Source organism: Pseudomonas sp. HLS-6 (assembly GCF_002753995.1).
In the GTDB taxonomy this organism is placed as follows: domain Bacteria; phylum Pseudomonadota; class Gammaproteobacteria; order Pseudomonadales; family Pseudomonadaceae; genus Aquipseudomonas; species Aquipseudomonas defluvii.
Genome location: NZ_CP024478.1, coordinates 4,151,857 through 4,169,252 on the forward strand (window position 1 = coordinate 4,151,857; position 17,396 = coordinate 4,169,252).

The window sequence follows — 17,396 nt, forward strand, 5'->3', positions numbered from 1 at the left end:
GCCAGTCGCTTTACTGTCGAAATTTCTTGCAACGTTTCTGCAATCGGGTACAAACAATTCATCTCGCTGCACCCTGACCAGGCGCCCTGCCCGCCGCAGTGTTTCGGCGCTCGGGAATGAACGCGGCGTTGTTCTGAAACAGTCGAAAGGACCCGTTCATGTTTCTCTCCCGCTGGCTTCCGGGCCTGGCCAATTTGCTGCATTACCGCGCCGAGTGGTTTCGCCACGATCTTCAGGCCGGGCTATCTGTTGCCGCGATTCAGATCCCTATCGCCATTGCCTATGCGCAAATTGTCGGCCTGCCGCCACATGTGGGCTTGTATGCCTGCATCTTGCCAATGATTGTCTATGCCTTGGTCGGTAGTTCGCGGCAGTTGATGGTCGGGCCGGATGCCGCCACCTGTGCGATGGTTGCCGGGGCAATTGCGCCACTGGCAATGGGCGATCCGCAGCGGCTGGCGCAATTGTCGGTGATTGTCACGGTACTGGTGGGGCTGATGCTGATCGCCGCCGGGGCGGCACGGGCCGGGTTTATCGCCAGCTTTTTCTCGCGACCTATTCTGATCGGCTACCTGAACGGGATCGGCCTGAGCCTGCTGGCCGGGCAGTTAGGCAAAGTGCTCGGCTTTCAGATCGAGGGCGATGGCTTCATTCTCAGCCTGATCAACATGCTGCAGCGCCTGAACGAAATCCATTGGCCGACGTTGGCCATTGGGGTTGCCGGGCTGATTGCACTGATCTGGTTACCCCGGCACTTCCAACGCTTGCCGGCGGCACTGGTTACCGTGGCCATCGCCACGCTGGCGGTTGGCGTGCTGCGGCTAGACCGCTTCGGCGTTGCCATTCTGGGCGCGGTGCCCGCCGGGATGCCGGAACTGGCCTGGCCGCAAACCAACCTGGCAGAAATGAAAAGCCTGATGCGTGACGCCTTGGGTATCGCGACCGTGAGCTTCTGTAGTGCGATGCTCACCGCCCGCAGTTTCGCCGCGCGCCACGGTTACGCGATCAATGCCAACCACGAGTTTCTTGCACTGGGTGTGTCGAACCTCGCTGCCGGGGTTTCCCAGGGCTTTGCCATCAGCGGTGCCGACTCGCGTACGGCGGTCAACGATATGGTCGGCGGCAAGAGCCAACTGGTGGGCATTATTGCCGCGCTGGTGATCGCGGCGATCCTGATGTTCTTCACCGCACCACTGGCCTGGATTCCACAAGCCGCCTTGGGCGCGGTGTTGCTGATGGCCGGCTGGGGGCTGATTGATGTGCAGTCACTGCGCAAGATCCGTACACTCAGTCGCTTCGAGTTCTGGCTTTGCGTGTTCACCACCGTCGGCGTGCTCGGGGCGGGCGTGCTGCCGGGCATTATCATTGCCGTAACCCTGGCCATCCTGCGCCTGCTGTACAGCATCTACCAGCCAACCGATGCCGTACTCGGCTGGCTACCCGGCGTCGAAGGCCAGGTGGACATTCGTCACCACGAAGATGCCCGCACCGTACCGGGTTTAGTGGTGTACCGCTTCGATGATGCGATTCTGTTCTTCAACGCCGACTACTTCAAAATGCGCCTGCTCGATGCCGTACAACGTGAACACCAGCCCCGTGCGGTGCTGTTCGACGCTGAAGCGGTGAGCACCATCGACGTCAGCGGTATCGCGGCCTTGCGTGAAGTGCGGGACACCCTCAAAGCACAAGGCATCCTGTTCGGCATTGCCCGTGCCCGCGGCAAGTTCTTGCGCATGCTGGTGCGCTCGGGGATCGCGCGGGAACTGGAGGATCGCTTGCTGTTCGGCTCGGTACGGGCCGGCATTCGCGCCTACCGCGTATGGCGCAATCGGAACAAAGAGCTGTTTGCATCGGAGTAAGCGAAACTTCCTACATAACCTTGGGAAGTGCTGACCTTGTTGCACAACGGCATGCCCACTAGCCTTCGGGGGTCGCTGCATATTCAGCGACCAGATGTGGAAGTCTGGACCCTCTATAGGCGTGTATTCCCTGACAGGTGAATGCTGGCGTACTTTTATGCCTGTATGATTTGTTATGGCGGCTACGCGCAGGGCACCCTTTGGGGTGCGCCGGATTCCTATAGACCGGTCTTCCACCCTGCGTGTGGCTGCCACCCTCATGTGGAAGTGAGTCAGGGCAGCTCCTCTATGTCTATAGGAGCTTTACCATGATGAAAATTGTTCCCGACCCACCACGTTGTGCGCCGTATAAAACGGCCTCGCTGCCTTTTGGCTCCTGCGACGCAGGGCACCCGCCATTGTTTTCCGTTAACGAAGGCATTAGTGCCGAAGACGCGCTGGTGCATGCCTCCTTGCAACTGAAGGCAGGCATTGATGCCGTCAACCAGACCTGCTTCTGCCACGAGCGCACCCCGGAAGGCTTGCGCTGGGCCTCGCTGCACGCGATGGAGGCGGCCAAAGCGTTGATTGACGCCCTGCTCGACGGGTTCGAGGCACAGGCCATGAAGCGCTAATACCTTCACTGACGCCATCGCAGGCAAGCCTGCTCCCACACGGTGGACTGCCTCCAAGGGTTGGATTTTTGCCCAACTTCTTGGAGGCAGTCATTTGATCGGGGCCCGGTGGGAGCAGGTCTTGCCTGCGATACAAGCACCGCTTACTCGCGGATACCCCACCGAAGTCATCAATCAGCCACATGACGCGCGCCAAACTTCCGAAGGCTCCAGAACTTTATAACCTCAGACACAATAACCAAAACAACCATCAACAGCGGGCTATAATCTGGAAAAAACTGAACACCCACCAATAAAACTGAAACCGAAGGCACAATAAAAAACAGCCTCAAAGGCAACTGTGAGTACCCGACCCACCTCGCGGCATCTCGCCGGGCCAAAAATAAAAAACAGCTAACACATATCGACAACTGCAACACCCAGCTCAGCACAACCATTACCACCTGAGCGGGCCCTAGCTCACCCAGCAATGCCACTGTACTTTCCAGATCCGTTAGGTAGGGTATTTTCTCATGACGGAGGCTACCCATTACATACCAGGCAAGATAAAGCGCATCTAGCCCGCCCCATACAAACCACACCACCGACTTGTAGTCACTGCTTTCTACTTTCATTTTTCGTCGCTTCTCCGCTCATACACGGTGTCTGCGGTAGCAGGAACCCAGTGCCAGGACTTACCGGTTTCTCGCCACTCATCCTCGGATTCCTGAAAGCGCTGCTTTATGCGGCGCAAGGCCCCGTAGGCATGCATTGCCGAGCCCGTTTCATAGGAGAGCTCGTCATTGGCGAGCGGAACCCACTCTTGAACCAGAGTACGAGTGGTATTTGTAAAGTCCTTCCCATCAGAGAAAATTAATCGTCCCTCATCAGTTAACGAACCAGATCGATTGACCAGTACAGCGAGTGTGTTGCTGATACCATCGTAGTCAATTTCTTTTTTAACCCATTTTCCCGGCCCGAACTGAGCACTTGCTTTTGTATTAGCTCGCCTCATTATATTAGCCATCGTCAAGGGCTCACCCTGTTTTAACTCATCATTCGTGAGTTTGACTGGTGACCTGGCGGGTGTACCAAGCGAAAATGATTTACCGGTCAGGTGCGAATATATGCCGAAGGTATCCTGACTTAGAGGGCTGAATGGACTATTAGTAACCAGTAGCCAGTCACCTCGACTGACGGCCTCAAGAATGCGAGCTTTATCCTGTTCATACAAACACTGTTCAATGGAAGACCCGGACTCACTGATAAGATCAACCAGCCCGTCTATTTCCATAGGATATAAAAGTGAACGTTCTACATCAGATAAAGCGAAAAAAGGACTTTCAATTCGAGCAAGGCTAAACGCGCTCATGTCGCGCCGGCGAATCAGTCGTTTCATTTCATCACCAAGAGTGAGGAGGTCGTCTTGTTTTGCAGTCGCAACGAGCTTGATACCACTGAAACCCGCACTCCAAACGCCAACCCTTTCCCAATGACGTGTATGAAATTTCCGAAAATTCACTCGTTGAGCCAAAAAGGAGCTCTCGCTTCACTAATGACGCGATGCAGGCACCGCGTACTCGCGGATACCCCACCGAAGCCACCGCAGGCAAGCCTGCGTGGGGCCACGCGATTAACCCGCCAGCAACCCCGGCAAGGCATGCACCAGCGCATTGATCGCGAAACCAATGAACATCAACCCGCAGGCCCGGGTGATCCATAGTTCATAGCGCACATATAACGTACGAACCTGGCGCGCGCCCACCAGCGCCACCAGAATCGCATAGGCCAGCAAACCACCCACAAAGCTGAGCACGATCAACAAGGGCAGCATCGACCAGGTCAGTGCTTCGGCGCGGCTGGATAACAATGCCGTAAAGGTGGCAACGGCCACCGGGTAGGCCTTGGGATTGGTCAGGCCGAACACCACGCCATGCCAGAACGGCTGACGCACCGGCCCCTGCTGCCCGTCTTCAGCAGACGGGCGACTGCGCAAGGCGCGCAGGCCCAGCCAGAACAGGTACACGCCGCTGATTACGCCCAGGCCATCAAACAACAGGCTGCCAACCTGGCGCGCGCCGACGATAGCCACCAACGCAGTACCACACCAGAGCACATCACCCAGCAGGTGCCCACAAAGAAACCCCGCCCCCGCCTTACGCCCACGTGCCGCGCCAATACCGAGCACCGCCAGGACACCGGGGCCTGGGGTAATGCCATAGATAAAGCCGGAGGCGAGCACAGCAAATACAAGCGAAAACGTCATCGGAACACGGGGCCTGAACAGAGCAAGGCTCGGAAGTCTACGCGTGCTTCCAAACGCCAGCCAGCCGCACAGCCGATGGCGCACGCTGATGACAAGCGGGACGTGCGTGATACAGTCGCGCCCATTCCTTTGCATTACCTGTCTGTGAGCCCTGCATGCCCTCTGCCAACTTCGACGCCACCCTTGCCGCTTGGCCTGAACTGGTCTCCCGCCGCCCTTGCAGCGGCTTGCTGCTGGGCAACGGCGCCAGCCGTACGGTGTGGCGCCCGTTTGCCTATTTCTCATTGTTCGAGCTGGCCCAGCGGGTACGCCACAAACCCTTGGGGCTTACCGATCAGGCCTTGTTCAAGTCCATGGGTACGGAGGTGTTCGAGCCGGTGCTCACGGCACTGAACACCACGGTACGGGTCAATGCCGCCCTGGCTATCAGTTCGTCGGCACCGCTGAACCGCTATTACGCAATCAAGGAAGCGCTGATTCATGCCGTGCGCAGCGTGCATATCCCGTGGAAGCTGCTGCCTGCCTCGACCCTGCACACCCTCAACCAGGAGCTGCGCAATTACCGCAGCATCTATTCGAGCAACTACGACCTGCTCACCCATTGGGCGGTGAGCTACGCGCCTGAAGGGTTTCAGGTGCTGTTCGATGAGGAGGGCGTGTTTGACGTACGCCGCAGCCGCGGTGAAGGCCATCGCCTGCTTTACCTGCACGGTGGCTTGCACCTGCTCAAGCAACAGGACGGCAGCACCCGCCAACGCAGTGCCCGCGAAAGCGCACTGCTCGACGGCTTTGCGGTGAACACCCCCGGCGATGTGCCGCTGTTCATCAATGAAAGCAGCAGCGACGACAAACTGCGCGCTATCCGTACCTCGGACTACCTGAGCTGGTGCCACGGCGAACTGGCCAGCCATGAGGGTGGCCTGTGTATTTTCGGGCACCGCCTGGACAGCTCCGACCGACATCTGGTGGAGGCCATCAAACAGGCCAGCCCCGGCCACCTCGCGGTTGCGGTACACCCCTTGAGCGAAGCAGCGATCATCGGCCAGAAGCAGCATTATGCGGCGTTGTTTGCCGAACGCCCGGACATCGAACTGTGTTTCTTCGATGCCAGCAGCCACCCGTTGGGGCAGGCTGAATTGGCGGTGGCCGTTCCCCCTGCCAGCAAACGTCGCCGCTAAACGCTGTCCAGGGACTGTATCCGTCGTTTTGTATGCAACTGTTACAAGACCGCACCCAACGCCTGTGGCTCAATGGACGGACTTATCTGCCCAAGGCGCTCCCGCATGTCTACCCGCGAAAACACCGGCATGGCCCTCGGCCTGCTCGGCGTGGTCATTTTCAGCCTGACCCTGCCCATGACCCGTATCGTCGTGCAGGAACTGCACCCACTGCTCAATGGGCTGGGCCGGGCGCTGGTCGCAGCCATTCCCGCCGCCGCGCTGTTGCTCTGGCGTCGCGAAAAATGGCCGACCTGGCAGCAAATAAAAGGGCTGAGCCTGGTAGCGCTGGGGGTCATTCTGGGGTTCCCGGTGTTTTCCGCGTGGGCTATGCAAACCGTACCAGCGTCCCACGGGGCGCTGGTCAACGGCCTGCAACCGCTGTGCGTAGCGGTGTACGCGGCCTGGTTGTCCCACGAGCGCCCGTCAAAAGCCTTCTGGGCCTGCGCCGCGCTGGGCAGCGTTTTGGTGCTGACCTACGCCATGATCATGGGTGCCGGGCAGATCCAGGCCGGTGACCTGCTGATGCTCGCCGCTATTGCGGTGGGTGGCCTGGGGTATGCCGAAGGCGGGCGACTGGCGCGTGAAATGGGCGGCTGGCAGGTGATCTGCTGGGCGCTGGTATTGGCCAGCCCGTTGCTGCTCGGGCCGGTGGTGTACCTGGCGCTGCAGCACCAGGGCGAGGTCAGCAGCAAAACCTGGTGGGCCTTCGGTTATGTTTCGCTGTTTTCGCAGTTCATCGGTTTCTTTGCCTGGTACGCTGGCCTGGCGCTGGGCGGCATCGCCCGGGTGAGTCAGGTGCAGTTGCTGCAGATCTTTTTCACTATCGCCTTTTCCGCCCTGTTCTTTGGCGAGCAGGTCGAGCCGATTACCTGGGTGTTTGCCACCGGGGTGATTCTGACTGTGGTACTGGGCCGGCGCACACGGGTGCATCCGGCCCAGCGCCCAGCCAAGGTTTAGGCCGCGAGCAAACCGTCAGCCCGCAGCAGAGTTTCCAGGCAGTGCTCCTGAACCCCATAGAACGCTTTGAGCTCCTGGATTCTGGCCATCAACACGCTCGCATCGACCGGATCGCGACGCTTGATCGCCAGGATCATCTTGTTCTTGTTGGTGTGTTCAAGGGAAATGAACTCGAACACCTTGGTCTCATAGCCGCAGGCTTCCAGGTACAGCGCGCGCAAGCTGTCGGTCAGCATTTCAGCCTGCTGGCCCAAATGCAGGCCGTATTGCAGCATCGGCTTGAGCAGGCCCGGGGTGTGCATTTGCGGGCGAATCTGTTTGTGGCAGCACGGCGAGCACATGATGATGGCTGCACCACAGCGGATACCGGTGTGGATGGCATAGTCGGTGGCGATATCGCAGGCATGCAGGGCAATCATCACGTCGATGGCGCTGGGCACGACGGTACGCACGTCGCCATGTTCGAAATGCAGGCCCGGGTGCTCCAACTGAGCCGCAGCCTTGTTGCACAGCTCGACCATATCCTGGCGCAGCTCGACGCCGGTGACCTGGGCCTCACGCTGCAGGGTGTTGCGCAGGTAATCATGGATGGCGAAGGTCAGGTAACCCTTGCCCGAGCCGAAATCCGCGACACGCAGTGGCTGCTCTGCGCCCAGGGTCGAGCTGCCGAGGGCATGGGAAAACACCTCGATGAACTTGTTGATCTGTTTCCACTTGCGCGACATGGCCGGAATCAGCGCATGCTGCTTGTCGGTGACACCCAGGTCGACCAGGAACGGTCGGCTCAGTTCCAGGTAGCGTTTCTTCTCCCGGTCATGCTCGCCCGCCGGCGCCTGACGTGCCTGCTGTGCTGCGCTGTGGTGCAGCATCGGCTTGCCTTTCTTGCTGAACTCCAACTGGGCTTCATCGCTGAGGCTCTGCAGGTGGGCGTTGCGAAAACTGCCTGGCAGCAGTTCAGTCACCAGTGCCAGGGCTTCGTCGACCGGCAAATTGCGGGTGATGTCACGGGTTTGGTAGCGGTAGACAAACGACAGGCAAGCCTGGCCCTTGACGGTCAGCGGCTTGGCGATCACCCGTTGCAGGGCTTCTTCGGTGCCGACATGGCGCGCCAGCACCAGCTTGATCAGGGCATTCTGCTGCAGGCAGGTGGCGAGCAGGGCCAGAAACTGCGCACGCGCATCCGGCGCGGCCTGGGCGGTAGGGGTATCGGACATCAGGAGTGGGTGCCTCGGAGTGCGGGGACGCGCCAGTCGGCGCCAGTGCCGGGCATTTTACGTGGATGACCGGCGCAGGCACAGCTTTTGTCGATGATTGCCCTGCCCTTACGGCAACATCACCAGGCGATTGGGCAATTCATCACGGGCCTGCGTCAGTGGCACATGGGCACTCAACAGTTCGCCACACGCCTGAATACAGTCGAGAAAACCCTGCAAGGTCTGGCCTTGCCCGACCTGCCCGGTGAAGCGCTGCACAATGCGGTCCCAGACCTGATTGTCCAAATGCCGGGAAATGCCTTCGTCGACCAGAATCTCCACATAGCGCTCGGCTTCGCTGACAAAGATCAGCATGCCGGTGCTGCCCGCCGTACGGTGCAGGTTCTGTTCAAGGAACTGCCGCCGGGCCAGGTTCGAGGCCCGCCAATGGCGCACAGCGCGCGGAATCAAGCGGGTGGTCAGGCGCGGCACACGAAACACCAGACTGAACACAATGAAGGTCAGCCATTGCGCGATCAACAGCCCATGCCCACCCGGCCAGCCGCTGAGGTAATAGATGATGCCCGGCAGCACCAGTGCCAGCAGGCTGGCCCAGAGCAGCGGGATATAGGTGTAGTCGTCAGCCCGAGCGGCCAACACCGTGACCAGTTCCGCGTCGGTGTTGCGCTCGACCTGGGCAATCGCCTCGGCGACCTGCCGTTGTTCAAATTCACTGAGCAATGCCATGCACTGTGGCTCTTGTTGATGAGTTATCTACCAGCCGCCCGATGAGCCGCCACCGCCAAAACTGCCGCCACCGCCACTGAAGCCGCCCCCACCCGAACCGCCGCCGAAGCCACCAAGGCCGCCACCAAAACCGCCGCCGCGCCCGCCTCGCCCACCGCTCAAGCCCAAGCCTTGCAAGGTGAAGGCGAGTACCACCAGCAAGATGAACAAGCCGATGGTCCAGCCACGCGAGCCGCCTTCGGCCTCTGCGCCCGTCGCCTGGGCCGGTTCGGCCAAGGGGTTGCCCCCCAATACCTGAATAATCGCCGCCGTGCCCTGAACGATACCTTGGCTGAACTCGCCGCGCCGAAACGCCGGGGTAATGATGCTGTTGATGATGACGGAGGACTGGGCATCGGTCAGGCGCTCTTCCAGCCCGTAGCCGACCTCGATACGCAGCTTGCGCGCCTTCGGCGCGACGATCAGCAATGCGCCATTGTCCTTGCCGCGCTGGCCGATCCCCCAGTGCCGTCCTAGCTGGTAGCCATAGTCTTCAATGCTCATGCCTTGCAGGTCAGGCAAGGTGACCACCACCACCTGCTCACCACCGCTGGCCTGCTCATGGGCCGCCAACATCTGGCTGAGCTGGGCAATACTGGCCGCATCGAGCAAATGAGCCTCGTCCACCACGCGCCCGGTCAGGGCAGGGAAGCTGGGTTCAGCGCGCAGCGTCAAGGCTGCACAGAGCAGTGCCAGCAGCACAGCAGCCTTGAGCAGGCGCATCAGAATTTCACTTCAGGGGCTTTGTCGGCATCAGCACTGGTCGCCTCGAAGGTCTCACGCAGCGGCATGTCGCTGTACATCAAGCTGTGCCAGATACGCCCGGGAAAGGTGCGAATCTCGGTGTTGTAACGCTGTACGGCGGCGATGAAATCCTTGCGCGCCACGGCAATCCGGTTTTCCGTGCCTTCAAGTTGCGACTGCAGGGCCAGAAAGTTCTGGTTCGACTTCAGCTCCGGGTAACGCTCGGAAACCGCCATCAGCCGGCTCAAGGCCCCGCTGAGTTGAGCTTGTGCCGCCTGGAACTGGCGCAATTTTTCCGGGTCGTCCAAGGTACTGGCGTCGACCTGAATCGAGGTAGCCTTGGCCCTGGCCTCGACAACGGCGGTCAGGGTGGTCTGCTCTTGCTTGGCATAGCCTTTTACCGTCTCCACCAGGTTGGGAATCAGGTCGGCACGCCGCTGGTATTGGTTCTGCACTTGCGCCCAGGCCGCCTTGACCTGTTCGTCATACTGAGGAATGTTGTTGATCCCACAACCGGCCAGCAGGCTGGACAGCATCAACACGACCCAGAGCCGTATCGCTTTGGCATGAAGTACCTGCATCGTCATCGTGCTCCTTGATTAACCGTAAAAGTCCGGACTTCAGGCATAATCCCCGGCCATCGCTGGAATGCAATGGCACAATCGGCTAAAAGATCCCAGCCCATTACAACAATAGCTGCTCCCCCAATTTCGGCTGTGCAGTCTCCCTGATGAATACTGCTCTGAGCCTTGAGAACGAATAGTCATGAACAAACTCTGTTTGCTGGGCATGCTTGTCAGCCTGGCCAGCCATACCGCCTTTGCCGATACCACTACCGAGCCGCAGAAGAACAAGCAGGCGTTTATTGCCGACCTGATGCAGCAAATGACGCTCGAGGAAAAAATCGGCCAGTTGCGCCTGATCAGCATCGGCCCGGAAATGCCCCAGCCGCAGATCCTCAAGGAGATCGCCGCAGGCAACATCGGCGGTACGTTCAACTCCATCACCCGTAGCGAGAACCGTCCGCTGCAGGATGCGGCGGTAAAGAACAGCCGGCTGAAGATCCCGATGTTCTTCGCCTATGACGTGATCCACGGCCACCGCACCATTTTCCCGATCAGCCTGGCGCTGGCCTCCAGTTGGGACATGAACGCCATCCACACGGTCGCCCGTACCTCGGCAGTGGAGGCCAGTGCCGACGGTATCGACATGACCTTCGCGCCCATGGTCGATATCGCCCGTGACCCGCGCTGGGGCCGTAGCAGTGAAGGTTTCGGTGAAGACACCTACCTGGTTTCGCGGATCTCCAAGGTAATGGTCGAGGGCTTTCAGGACAACAACCCGGCATCAGCGACCAGCCTGATGGCGAGCGTGAAGCACTTCGCCTTATATGGTGCAGTGGAAGGCGGGCGCGACTACAACACCGTCGATATGAGCCCGACGAAGATGTACAACGACTACCTCCCGCCTTACCGCGCCGCTGTCGATGCGGGTGCAGGCGGGGTGATGGTGGCGCTCAACTCGATCAACGGTGTACCGGCCACGGCCAACACCTGGTTGATGAATGACCTGCTGCGCAAGGAGTGGGGTTTCAAGGGCGTCACGGTCAGCGACCACGGTGCGATCTTTGAACTGATCAAGCACGGCATCGCCCGTGATGGTCGCGAAGCAGCGAAGCTGTCGATCAAGGCCGGCATCGACCTGAGCATGAACGACTCGCTGTACGGCCAGGAACTGCCGGGCCTGCTCAAGTCCGGCGAGATCAATCAGGCGGATATCGACAATGCCGTGCGTGAAGTGCTGGGCGCCAAGTACGACATGGGCCTGTTCGACAACCCGTACCGACGCATCGGTATCGCCAGCGAAGACCCGGCCGACACCTACGCCGAAGGGCGCCTGCACCGAGATGCCGCCCGTGATGTGGCGCGCCGCAGCATGGTCTTGCTGGAAAACCGCAACCAGACTCTGCCCTTGAAGAAGCAGGGTACCATCGCTCTGGTCGGGCCGCTGGCCGATGCCCCTATCGACATGATGGGCAGTTGGGCCGCGGCAGGCCGCCCGCGTCACTCCGTGACCGTGCATGACGGTATGCGCCGTGTGCTGGGCGAACGCGCCCGTGTGATCTACGCCAAGGGTGCAAACATTACCCACGACAAGGCGATCCTCGATTACCTGAACTTCCTCAACTTCGATGCGCCGGAAATCGTCGACGACCCACGCCCTGCGGCGGTGATGATCGATGAAGCGGTCAAGGCTGCGCAGCAAGCAGATGTCGTGGTTGCCGTGGTAGGCGAATCGCGGGGCATGTCCCATGAGTCGTCCAGCCGCACCACGCTGGAAGTCCCCGCCAGCCAACGCGCCCTGATCACCGCCTTGAAAGCCACCGGCAAACCGCTGGTGCTGGTACTGATGAACGGCCGACCATTGTCGCTGACCTGGGAACGTGAACAGGCCGATGCCATGCTCGAAACCTGGTTCAGCGGCACCGAAGGCGGCAACGCCATCGCGGACGTACTGTTCGGCGACTACAACCCGTCCGGCAAACTGCCAATGACCTTCCCGCGTTCGGTCGGACAGGTGCCGATGTACTACAACCACCTGAGCATTGGTCGCCCATACACGCCGGGCAAACCGGGCAACTACACCTCGCAGTACTTTGAGGAACCCAACGGCCCGCTCTACCCGTTCGGCTATGGCCTGAGCTACAGCGAGTTCAGCCTGTCGGAGCTGACGCTGTCCCGCAAGACCCTGAAGCCTGGGCAAACCCTCGATGCCAGCATCCGGGTGAAAAACACCAGCAAGCGTGACGGTGAAACCGTGGTTCAGTTGTACGTTCGCGACGTCGCGGCGTCGATTAGCCGGCCCATCAAGGAGCTGAAGAACTTCCAGAAAATCAGCCTCAAGGCGGGCGAAGAACGCATCGTTCATTTCACCCTCAGCGAAGACGACCTGAAGTTCTACAACGCTCAATTGAAGTACGCTGCAGAGCCTGGCGAGTTCAACGTGCAGGTCGGGCTGGACTCAGAGGCCGTGAAACAGCAGAGTTTCGAGCTGCTGTAAGCGGTCGCCGCGATGTCCAAGGGGAAGTGCCGGAATGCCTTCCCCGTTGCCGGGATTCTGTTTGCCATGCCTATTTCCTTTCGCGCCATGCGCTTGGGCCTGATGCTGTTCCTGATGCTCACAGGCATGCTCTTGAGCACGGCGTGGGCCTGGCAGCATGCCCAGCGCCAGGCCTTGCTGGAGGATGCCTCCAGGGCGAGCCAGCAACTGGGCCTGTACGCCAACTCGCTACACACCCTGATCGAACGCTACCGTGCCTTGCCCGCGGTGCTGGCCCTCGACCCGGAACTGATCGCAGCCCTCAGTGGCCCGGTCACAGCCCAGGTTCAGGAGGCGCTCAACCACAAGCTGGAGCGTATCAACGGCGCGGCCAATTCCTCGACCCTGGAACTGCTGGACCACACGGGCCTGGCCGTCGCCGCCAGCAACTGGCGTTTGCCCAGCACTTACGTTGGGCAGAACTATGCGTTCCGGCCCTACTTCAAACAGACCATGAACCAGGGCAGTGGGCGTTTCTATGCCGTAGGGGTCACCAGCGGCATCCCTGGCTACTTCCTCTCCAGTGCGGTCAAGGACAGTAACGGGCGCTTTCTCGGAGCAATGGTGGTCAAACTGGAGTTTCCGGAGCTGGAGCGGGAATGGCGCCAGGGCAACGATATCCTGCTGGTCAGTGATGCCCGCGGCATTATCTTCATCGCTAACCAGGACGGCTGGCGCTACCGCGAACTGCAACCGCTTGGCGCCGAAGACCGCAAGGAGCTGGAGCAAACCCGGCAATACGACAAACAGCCGCTGGTACCCCTGAAACATCATCCACTGAACCGCTTTGATGACAACAGCCAACTGGTCAGTGTCCAGGGGCCAGCAGGCACCAGGGACTACCTGTGGGAAAGCCTGCCGCTGGGCACCGAAGGCTGGACACTGCACCTGTTGCGCTCGCCCCAGGTGACTGAAGACGGGCGCAACGCAGCCCTGGCGGCTGCCGCGTTATGGCTAAGCCTGTTCTTTGCGCTGCTGTTCATCAGCCAGCGCCTGCGCATGGCACGCCTGCGCCAACGTAGCCGCCAGGAGCTGGAGCGTTTGGTCGAAGCCCGCACACGCGACCTGCGTACCGCTCAGGAAGGCTTGGTGCAGTCCGCCAAACTGGCCGCCCTGGGGCAGATGTCGGCCGCCCTGGCCCACGAGATCAACCAGCCGCTGACCACCCAGCGCATGCAACTGGCCACCTTGCGCCTGCTCCTCGACAATGAACGCCTCGACGAAGCCCGTAAGGCACTGGAACCGCTGGAACAGATGCTGACCCGCATGGCAGCCCTGACCGGGCACTTGAAAACGTTCGCCCGCAACAGCCCCAGCGGCCTGCGCGAACGCCTGGACCTGGCCACGGTGGTGGATCAGGCCATGCAGTTGCTCGATCCGCGTATCCGCGCCGAGGGCGTCAGTACCGCGCTGTACCTGGCCCGACCAGCCTGGGTGCGTGGCGATGCGATCCGCCTTGAACAGGTGCTGATCAACCTGCTGCGCAATGCCCTCGACGCCATGCTCGACAAGCCCTACAAACGCCTGGAAGTGCGCATTGAGGTCGACCAGCACGATTGGAAACTGAGCGTACTGGACAGCGGTGGCGGTATTGCCGATGAACACTTGGCCAACGTTTTCGACCCGTTCTTCACCACCAAACCTGTAGGTGAAGGGCTTGGCCTGGGTCTTGCTATCTCCTACGGTATCGTCCATGAAATCGGTGGTCGCCTGCAGGTCGAAAACCTGCCGGGTGGCGCCCGCTTCACCCTGACCTTGCCCAGCGATACGGAGCCAGCATGTTGAATTCGGTGATCGTCGTTGATGACGAAGCCAGCATCCTTACTGCGGTGGAGCAGTGGCTGACGCTGTCGGGCTTCAGCGTTCAGTTACACAACCGTGCCGAGGCGTGCCTGGCGCAATTACCCGAGCACTTCCCCGGTGTGGTGGTGAGCGATGTGCGCATGCCCGGCATGGATGGCCTGCAACTGCTGGAACAGCTGCAAGCACGCGATGCCGACCTGCCGGTGATCCTGCTGACCGGCCATGGCGATGTGCCGATGGCCGTACAGGCCATGCGCAAGGGGGCCTACGACTTTCTGGAAAAGCCGTTCAGCCCCGAAGACCTGCTCAGCAGCCTGCGCCGCGCCCTGGAAAAACGCCAATTGGTGCTGGAAAACCGCTCGCTACATGAACAGGCCGACCTCAAGGCGCGGCTTGAGTCCACGTTGCTTGGCATGTCCCAAGGCATGCAGCAGTTACGCCGTCAGGTACTGGAGCTCGCCGCGCTACCGGTCAATGTCCTGATACGTGGCGAAACCGGTAGCGGCAAGGAGCAGGTTGCCCGTTGCCTGCACGATTTCGGCCCGCGTGCGAACAAACCTTTTGTCGCGCTTAACTGCGCGGCGATCCCCGAGCAGTTGTTTGAAGCTGAGCTGTTCGGCCACGAAAGCGGTGCCTTCACCGGTGCTCAGGGCAAACGTATTGGCAAGCTGGAATACGCCAACGGCGGCACGGTGTTCCTCGACGAAATCGAGAGCATGCCCTTGGCTCAACAGGCCAAACTGCTGCGCGTCTTGCAGGAACAGAAGCTCGAACGCCTGGGGGCCAACCAAAGCATCGCCATCGACCTGCGGATCATTGCCGCGACCAAACCCGATCTGCTTGAAGAGGCCCGCGCCGGGCGCTTTCGTGAAGACCTTGCCTACCGTTTGAACGTCGCCGAACTGCACTTGGCGCCGTTGCGCGAGCGCCGCGAAGACATCCCGTTGCTGTTCCAGCATTTCGCCCGTACCGCTGCCGAACGACTGGCCCGCACCCCACCCGTTTTAAGCGGCGCACAACTGGGCAACCTGCTCAGCCACGATTGGCCAGGCAACGTACGCGAACTGGCTAACGCTGCTGAGCGCCACGTTCTGGGCCTGACACCCCCTCAAACGCTGGCGGTAGAAAGCGGGCAGTCGCTGACCGCCCAGACAGAGGCCTTTGAGGCCCAATGCCTGCGTGCGGCACTCACCCGCAACAAGGGCGATATCAAGGCGGTGCTCGAAGAGCTGCAACTGCCCCGGCGCACCCTCAACGAAAAGATGCAGCGCCACGGCCTGCAGCGTGAAGACTTTCTCGACCGGCCCTGAGCCAATAAGCGGATTCTTGCCGATCACCCCCTGACCGATAAGCGAATTTCCGCTCACCAGAGAGGCTAAACCCTTCTAGAACGGGCCTCCGGCATCTGGCACAGCTCCTGCTATGGCACAGGCAAGCTGCGTTTCGACGCGCTCCACAAAAACAACGAGAAGGATCCATCATGGATAATTCAAGCACCCTGTCTGTCGGGGCGGCCATCGCGCCTGCCGCAGAAAAAAACACTGCCAGCCGGCTCAAGTCGATCTTCAGTGGCTCCATCGGCAACATGGTCGAATGGTACGACTGGTACGTCTACGCCGCATTCTCGCTGTATTTCGCCAAGGCCTTCTTCCCTGCAGGCGACTCCACCGCACAACTGCTCAACACCGCCGCGATCTTCGCCGTGGGCTTCCTGATGCGCCCTATCGGCGGCTGGCTGATGGGCCTGTACGCCGACCGCAAGGGACGCAAGGCTGCACTGATGGCCTCGGTGCTGTTGATGTGTGCCGGCTCGCTGCTCATCGCCCTGACTCCCGGCTATGAAACCATCGGGGTTGCAGCCCCTGTATTGCTGGTGATCGCCCGCTTGATGCAGGGCCTGTCCGTGGGCGGCGAATACGGTACTTCGGCTACCTACCTCAGCGAGATGGCCAGCAAGGAACGCCGTGGTTTCTTCTCCAGCTTCCAGTACGTGACGCTGATCTCCGGCCAGCTCATCGCCCTGGCTGTGTTGATCGTCCTGCAACAGACACTGACCACCGAAGAGCTCTACGCCTGGGGCTGGCGCGTACCGTTCGTGATCGGCGCGCTGTGTGCAGTGGTTGCGCTGTACCTGCGCCGAGGCATGGAAGAGACCAGCTCGTTCACCAAGAAGGAGAAGTCCAAGGAAAGCCTGATGCGCACACTGATACGTCATCCAAAGGAGCTGATGACGGTAGTTGGCCTGACCATGGGCGGTACCCTGGCCTTCTACACCTACACCACCTACATGCAGAAGTACCTGGTAAACACGGTGGGCATGACCATCAGCGACTCGACCACCATTTCAGCGGCCACAATGTTCCTGTTCATGTGCCTGCAGCCAGTGATCGGCGGCCTGTCCGACAAGATTGGCCGTCGTCCGATCCTGATTGCCTTTGGTGTTTTGGGAACACTGTTCACCGTACCGATCCTCAGCACCCTGCACACCATCCAGACCTGGTGGGGTGCGTTCTTCCTGATCATGGCTGCACTGATCATCGTCAGTGGCTACACCTCGATCAACGCCGTGGTCAAAGCCGAGCTGTTCCCTACCGAGATCCGCGCCCTGGGCGTTGGCCTGCCCTATGCACTGACCGTGTCGATTTTCGGCGGTACCGCCGAATACGTGGCGCTGTGGTTCAAGAGCAATGGCATGGAAGCCGGCTTCTACTGGTACGTCACCGCCTGCATCGCCTGTTCGCTGTTGGTGTATGTATTCATGAAGGACACCCGCCAGCATTCTCGAATCGTCACCGACTGATACAGCAGTCTTTTTGGGATGCAGGCTTGCCTGCGATGGCGTCGGCGCAGGGATCAGCGCCAGAACACAAAAAAGG

General features: G+C 60.3%; 15 protein-coding genes. 8 read left to right on the forward strand and 7 right to left on the reverse strand.

All coding sequences use genetic code 11. The annotated features are described in order from the left end of the window. The first annotated feature begins 158 nt into the window (after positions 1-158). Positions 159-1,859 (forward strand): SulP family inorganic anion transporter, encoded by a 1,701-nt coding sequence (locus tag CS390_RS19485; protein WP_099775651.1) that lies wholly within the window; start codon positions 159-161, stop codon positions 1,857-1,859. Positions 1,860-2,167: 308 nt separating this feature from the next. Continuing rightward, positions 2,168-2,473 carry a DUF3077 domain-containing protein gene (locus CS390_RS19490; protein WP_065758674.1) on the forward strand — a complete coding sequence of 102 codons (306 nt, stop codon included), beginning with the start codon at positions 2,168-2,170 and terminating at the stop codon, positions 2,471-2,473. 170 nt (positions 2,474-2,643) lie between these two features. Here the strand turns inward: CS390_RS19490 and CS390_RS19495 are convergent, their stop codons facing one another. The 3 genes from CS390_RS19495 to CS390_RS19505 all read right to left on the reverse strand — a co-directional run bounded on the left by CS390_RS19495 (position 2,644) and on the right by CS390_RS19505 (position 4,718). After that, positions 2,644-3,087, reverse strand: coding sequence for a hypothetical protein (locus CS390_RS19495; RefSeq protein ID WP_099775652.1), 444 nt, complete (start codon positions 3,085-3,087; stop codon positions 2,644-2,646). Further along, entirely contained in the window at positions 3,084-3,851 is a 768-nt protein-coding gene (locus tag CS390_RS19500) for a hypothetical protein (RefSeq protein WP_157767159.1), read from the reverse strand. The genes CS390_RS19495 and CS390_RS19500 overlap by 4 nt, the downstream gene beginning before the upstream one ends. A gap of 234 nt (positions 3,852-4,085) precedes the next feature. Then, a complete protein-coding gene (locus tag CS390_RS19505; protein ID WP_099775654.1) occupies positions 4,086-4,718 on the reverse strand; it encodes a LysE family translocator in 633 nt (210 codons plus the stop codon). A 155-nt stretch (positions 4,719-4,873) separates the two neighbouring features. Here CS390_RS19505 and CS390_RS19510 point away from each other — a divergent pair, with 155 nt between their 5' ends. Both CS390_RS19510 and CS390_RS19515 read left to right on the forward strand, forming a co-directional pair. Further along, entirely contained in the window at positions 4,874-5,896 is a 1,023-nt protein-coding gene (locus CS390_RS19510; RefSeq protein WP_099775655.1) for a DUF4917 family protein, read from the forward strand. A gap of 105 nt (positions 5,897-6,001) precedes the next feature. Then, a complete protein-coding gene (locus CS390_RS19515; protein ID WP_099775656.1) occupies positions 6,002-6,895 on the forward strand; it encodes a DMT family transporter in 894 nt (297 codons plus the stop codon). On the opposite strand, the gene CS390_RS19520 is transcribed toward CS390_RS19515, so the two are convergent. The 4 genes from CS390_RS19520 to CS390_RS19535 all read right to left on the reverse strand — a co-directional run bounded on the left by CS390_RS19520 (position 6,892) and on the right by CS390_RS19535 (position 10,199). Then, positions 6,892-8,109, reverse strand: coding sequence for an SAM-dependent methyltransferase (locus tag CS390_RS19520; protein WP_099775657.1), 1,218 nt, complete (start codon positions 8,107-8,109; stop codon positions 6,892-6,894). The genes CS390_RS19515 and CS390_RS19520 overlap by 4 nt on opposite strands. A 108-nt stretch (positions 8,110-8,217) precedes the next feature. Further along, the gene (locus tag CS390_RS19525; protein WP_099775658.1) at positions 8,218-8,835 is read right to left on the reverse strand and encodes a TPM domain-containing protein; all 618 of its coding nucleotides are present in this window, start codon (positions 8,833-8,835) and stop codon (positions 8,218-8,220) included. 27 nt (positions 8,836-8,862) lie between these two features. Further along, positions 8,863-9,597: a YgcG family protein gene (locus CS390_RS25540; protein ID WP_099775659.1), complete on the reverse strand. Its 735-nt coding sequence runs from the start codon at positions 9,595-9,597 to the stop codon at positions 8,863-8,865. Continuing rightward, positions 9,597-10,199 carry a LemA family protein gene (locus tag CS390_RS19535; protein WP_099775660.1) on the reverse strand — a complete coding sequence of 201 codons (603 nt, stop codon included), beginning with the start codon at positions 10,197-10,199 and terminating at the stop codon, positions 9,597-9,599. The genes CS390_RS25540 and CS390_RS19535 overlap by 1 nt, the downstream gene beginning before the upstream one ends. 184 nt (positions 10,200-10,383) lie before the next feature. Here CS390_RS19535 and bglX point away from each other — a divergent pair, with 184 nt between their 5' ends. The 4 genes from bglX (at position 10,384) to CS390_RS19555 (ending at position 17,320) form a co-directional block, all read left to right on the forward strand. Further along, positions 10,384-12,678: a beta-glucosidase BglX gene (gene bglX / locus CS390_RS19540; protein WP_099775661.1), complete on the forward strand. Its 2,295-nt coding sequence runs from the start codon at positions 10,384-10,386 to the stop codon at positions 12,676-12,678. A gap of 66 nt (positions 12,679-12,744) precedes the next feature. Further along, complete coding sequence (locus CS390_RS19545) at positions 12,745-14,502, forward strand: ATP-binding protein (protein ID WP_099775662.1); 1,758 nt, start codon at positions 12,745-12,747, stop codon at positions 14,500-14,502. Then, positions 14,496-15,830 carry a sigma-54 dependent transcriptional regulator gene (locus CS390_RS19550; RefSeq protein ID WP_099775663.1) on the forward strand — a complete coding sequence of 445 codons (1,335 nt, stop codon included), beginning with the start codon at positions 14,496-14,498 and terminating at the stop codon, positions 15,828-15,830. The genes CS390_RS19545 and CS390_RS19550 overlap by 7 nt, the downstream gene beginning before the upstream one ends. Positions 15,831-16,000: 170 nt before the next feature. Continuing rightward, positions 16,001-17,320 carry an MFS transporter gene (locus CS390_RS19555; RefSeq protein ID WP_065758685.1) on the forward strand — a complete coding sequence of 440 codons (1,320 nt, stop codon included), beginning with the start codon at positions 16,001-16,003 and terminating at the stop codon, positions 17,318-17,320. Positions 17,321-17,396: the final 76 nt, after the last annotated feature.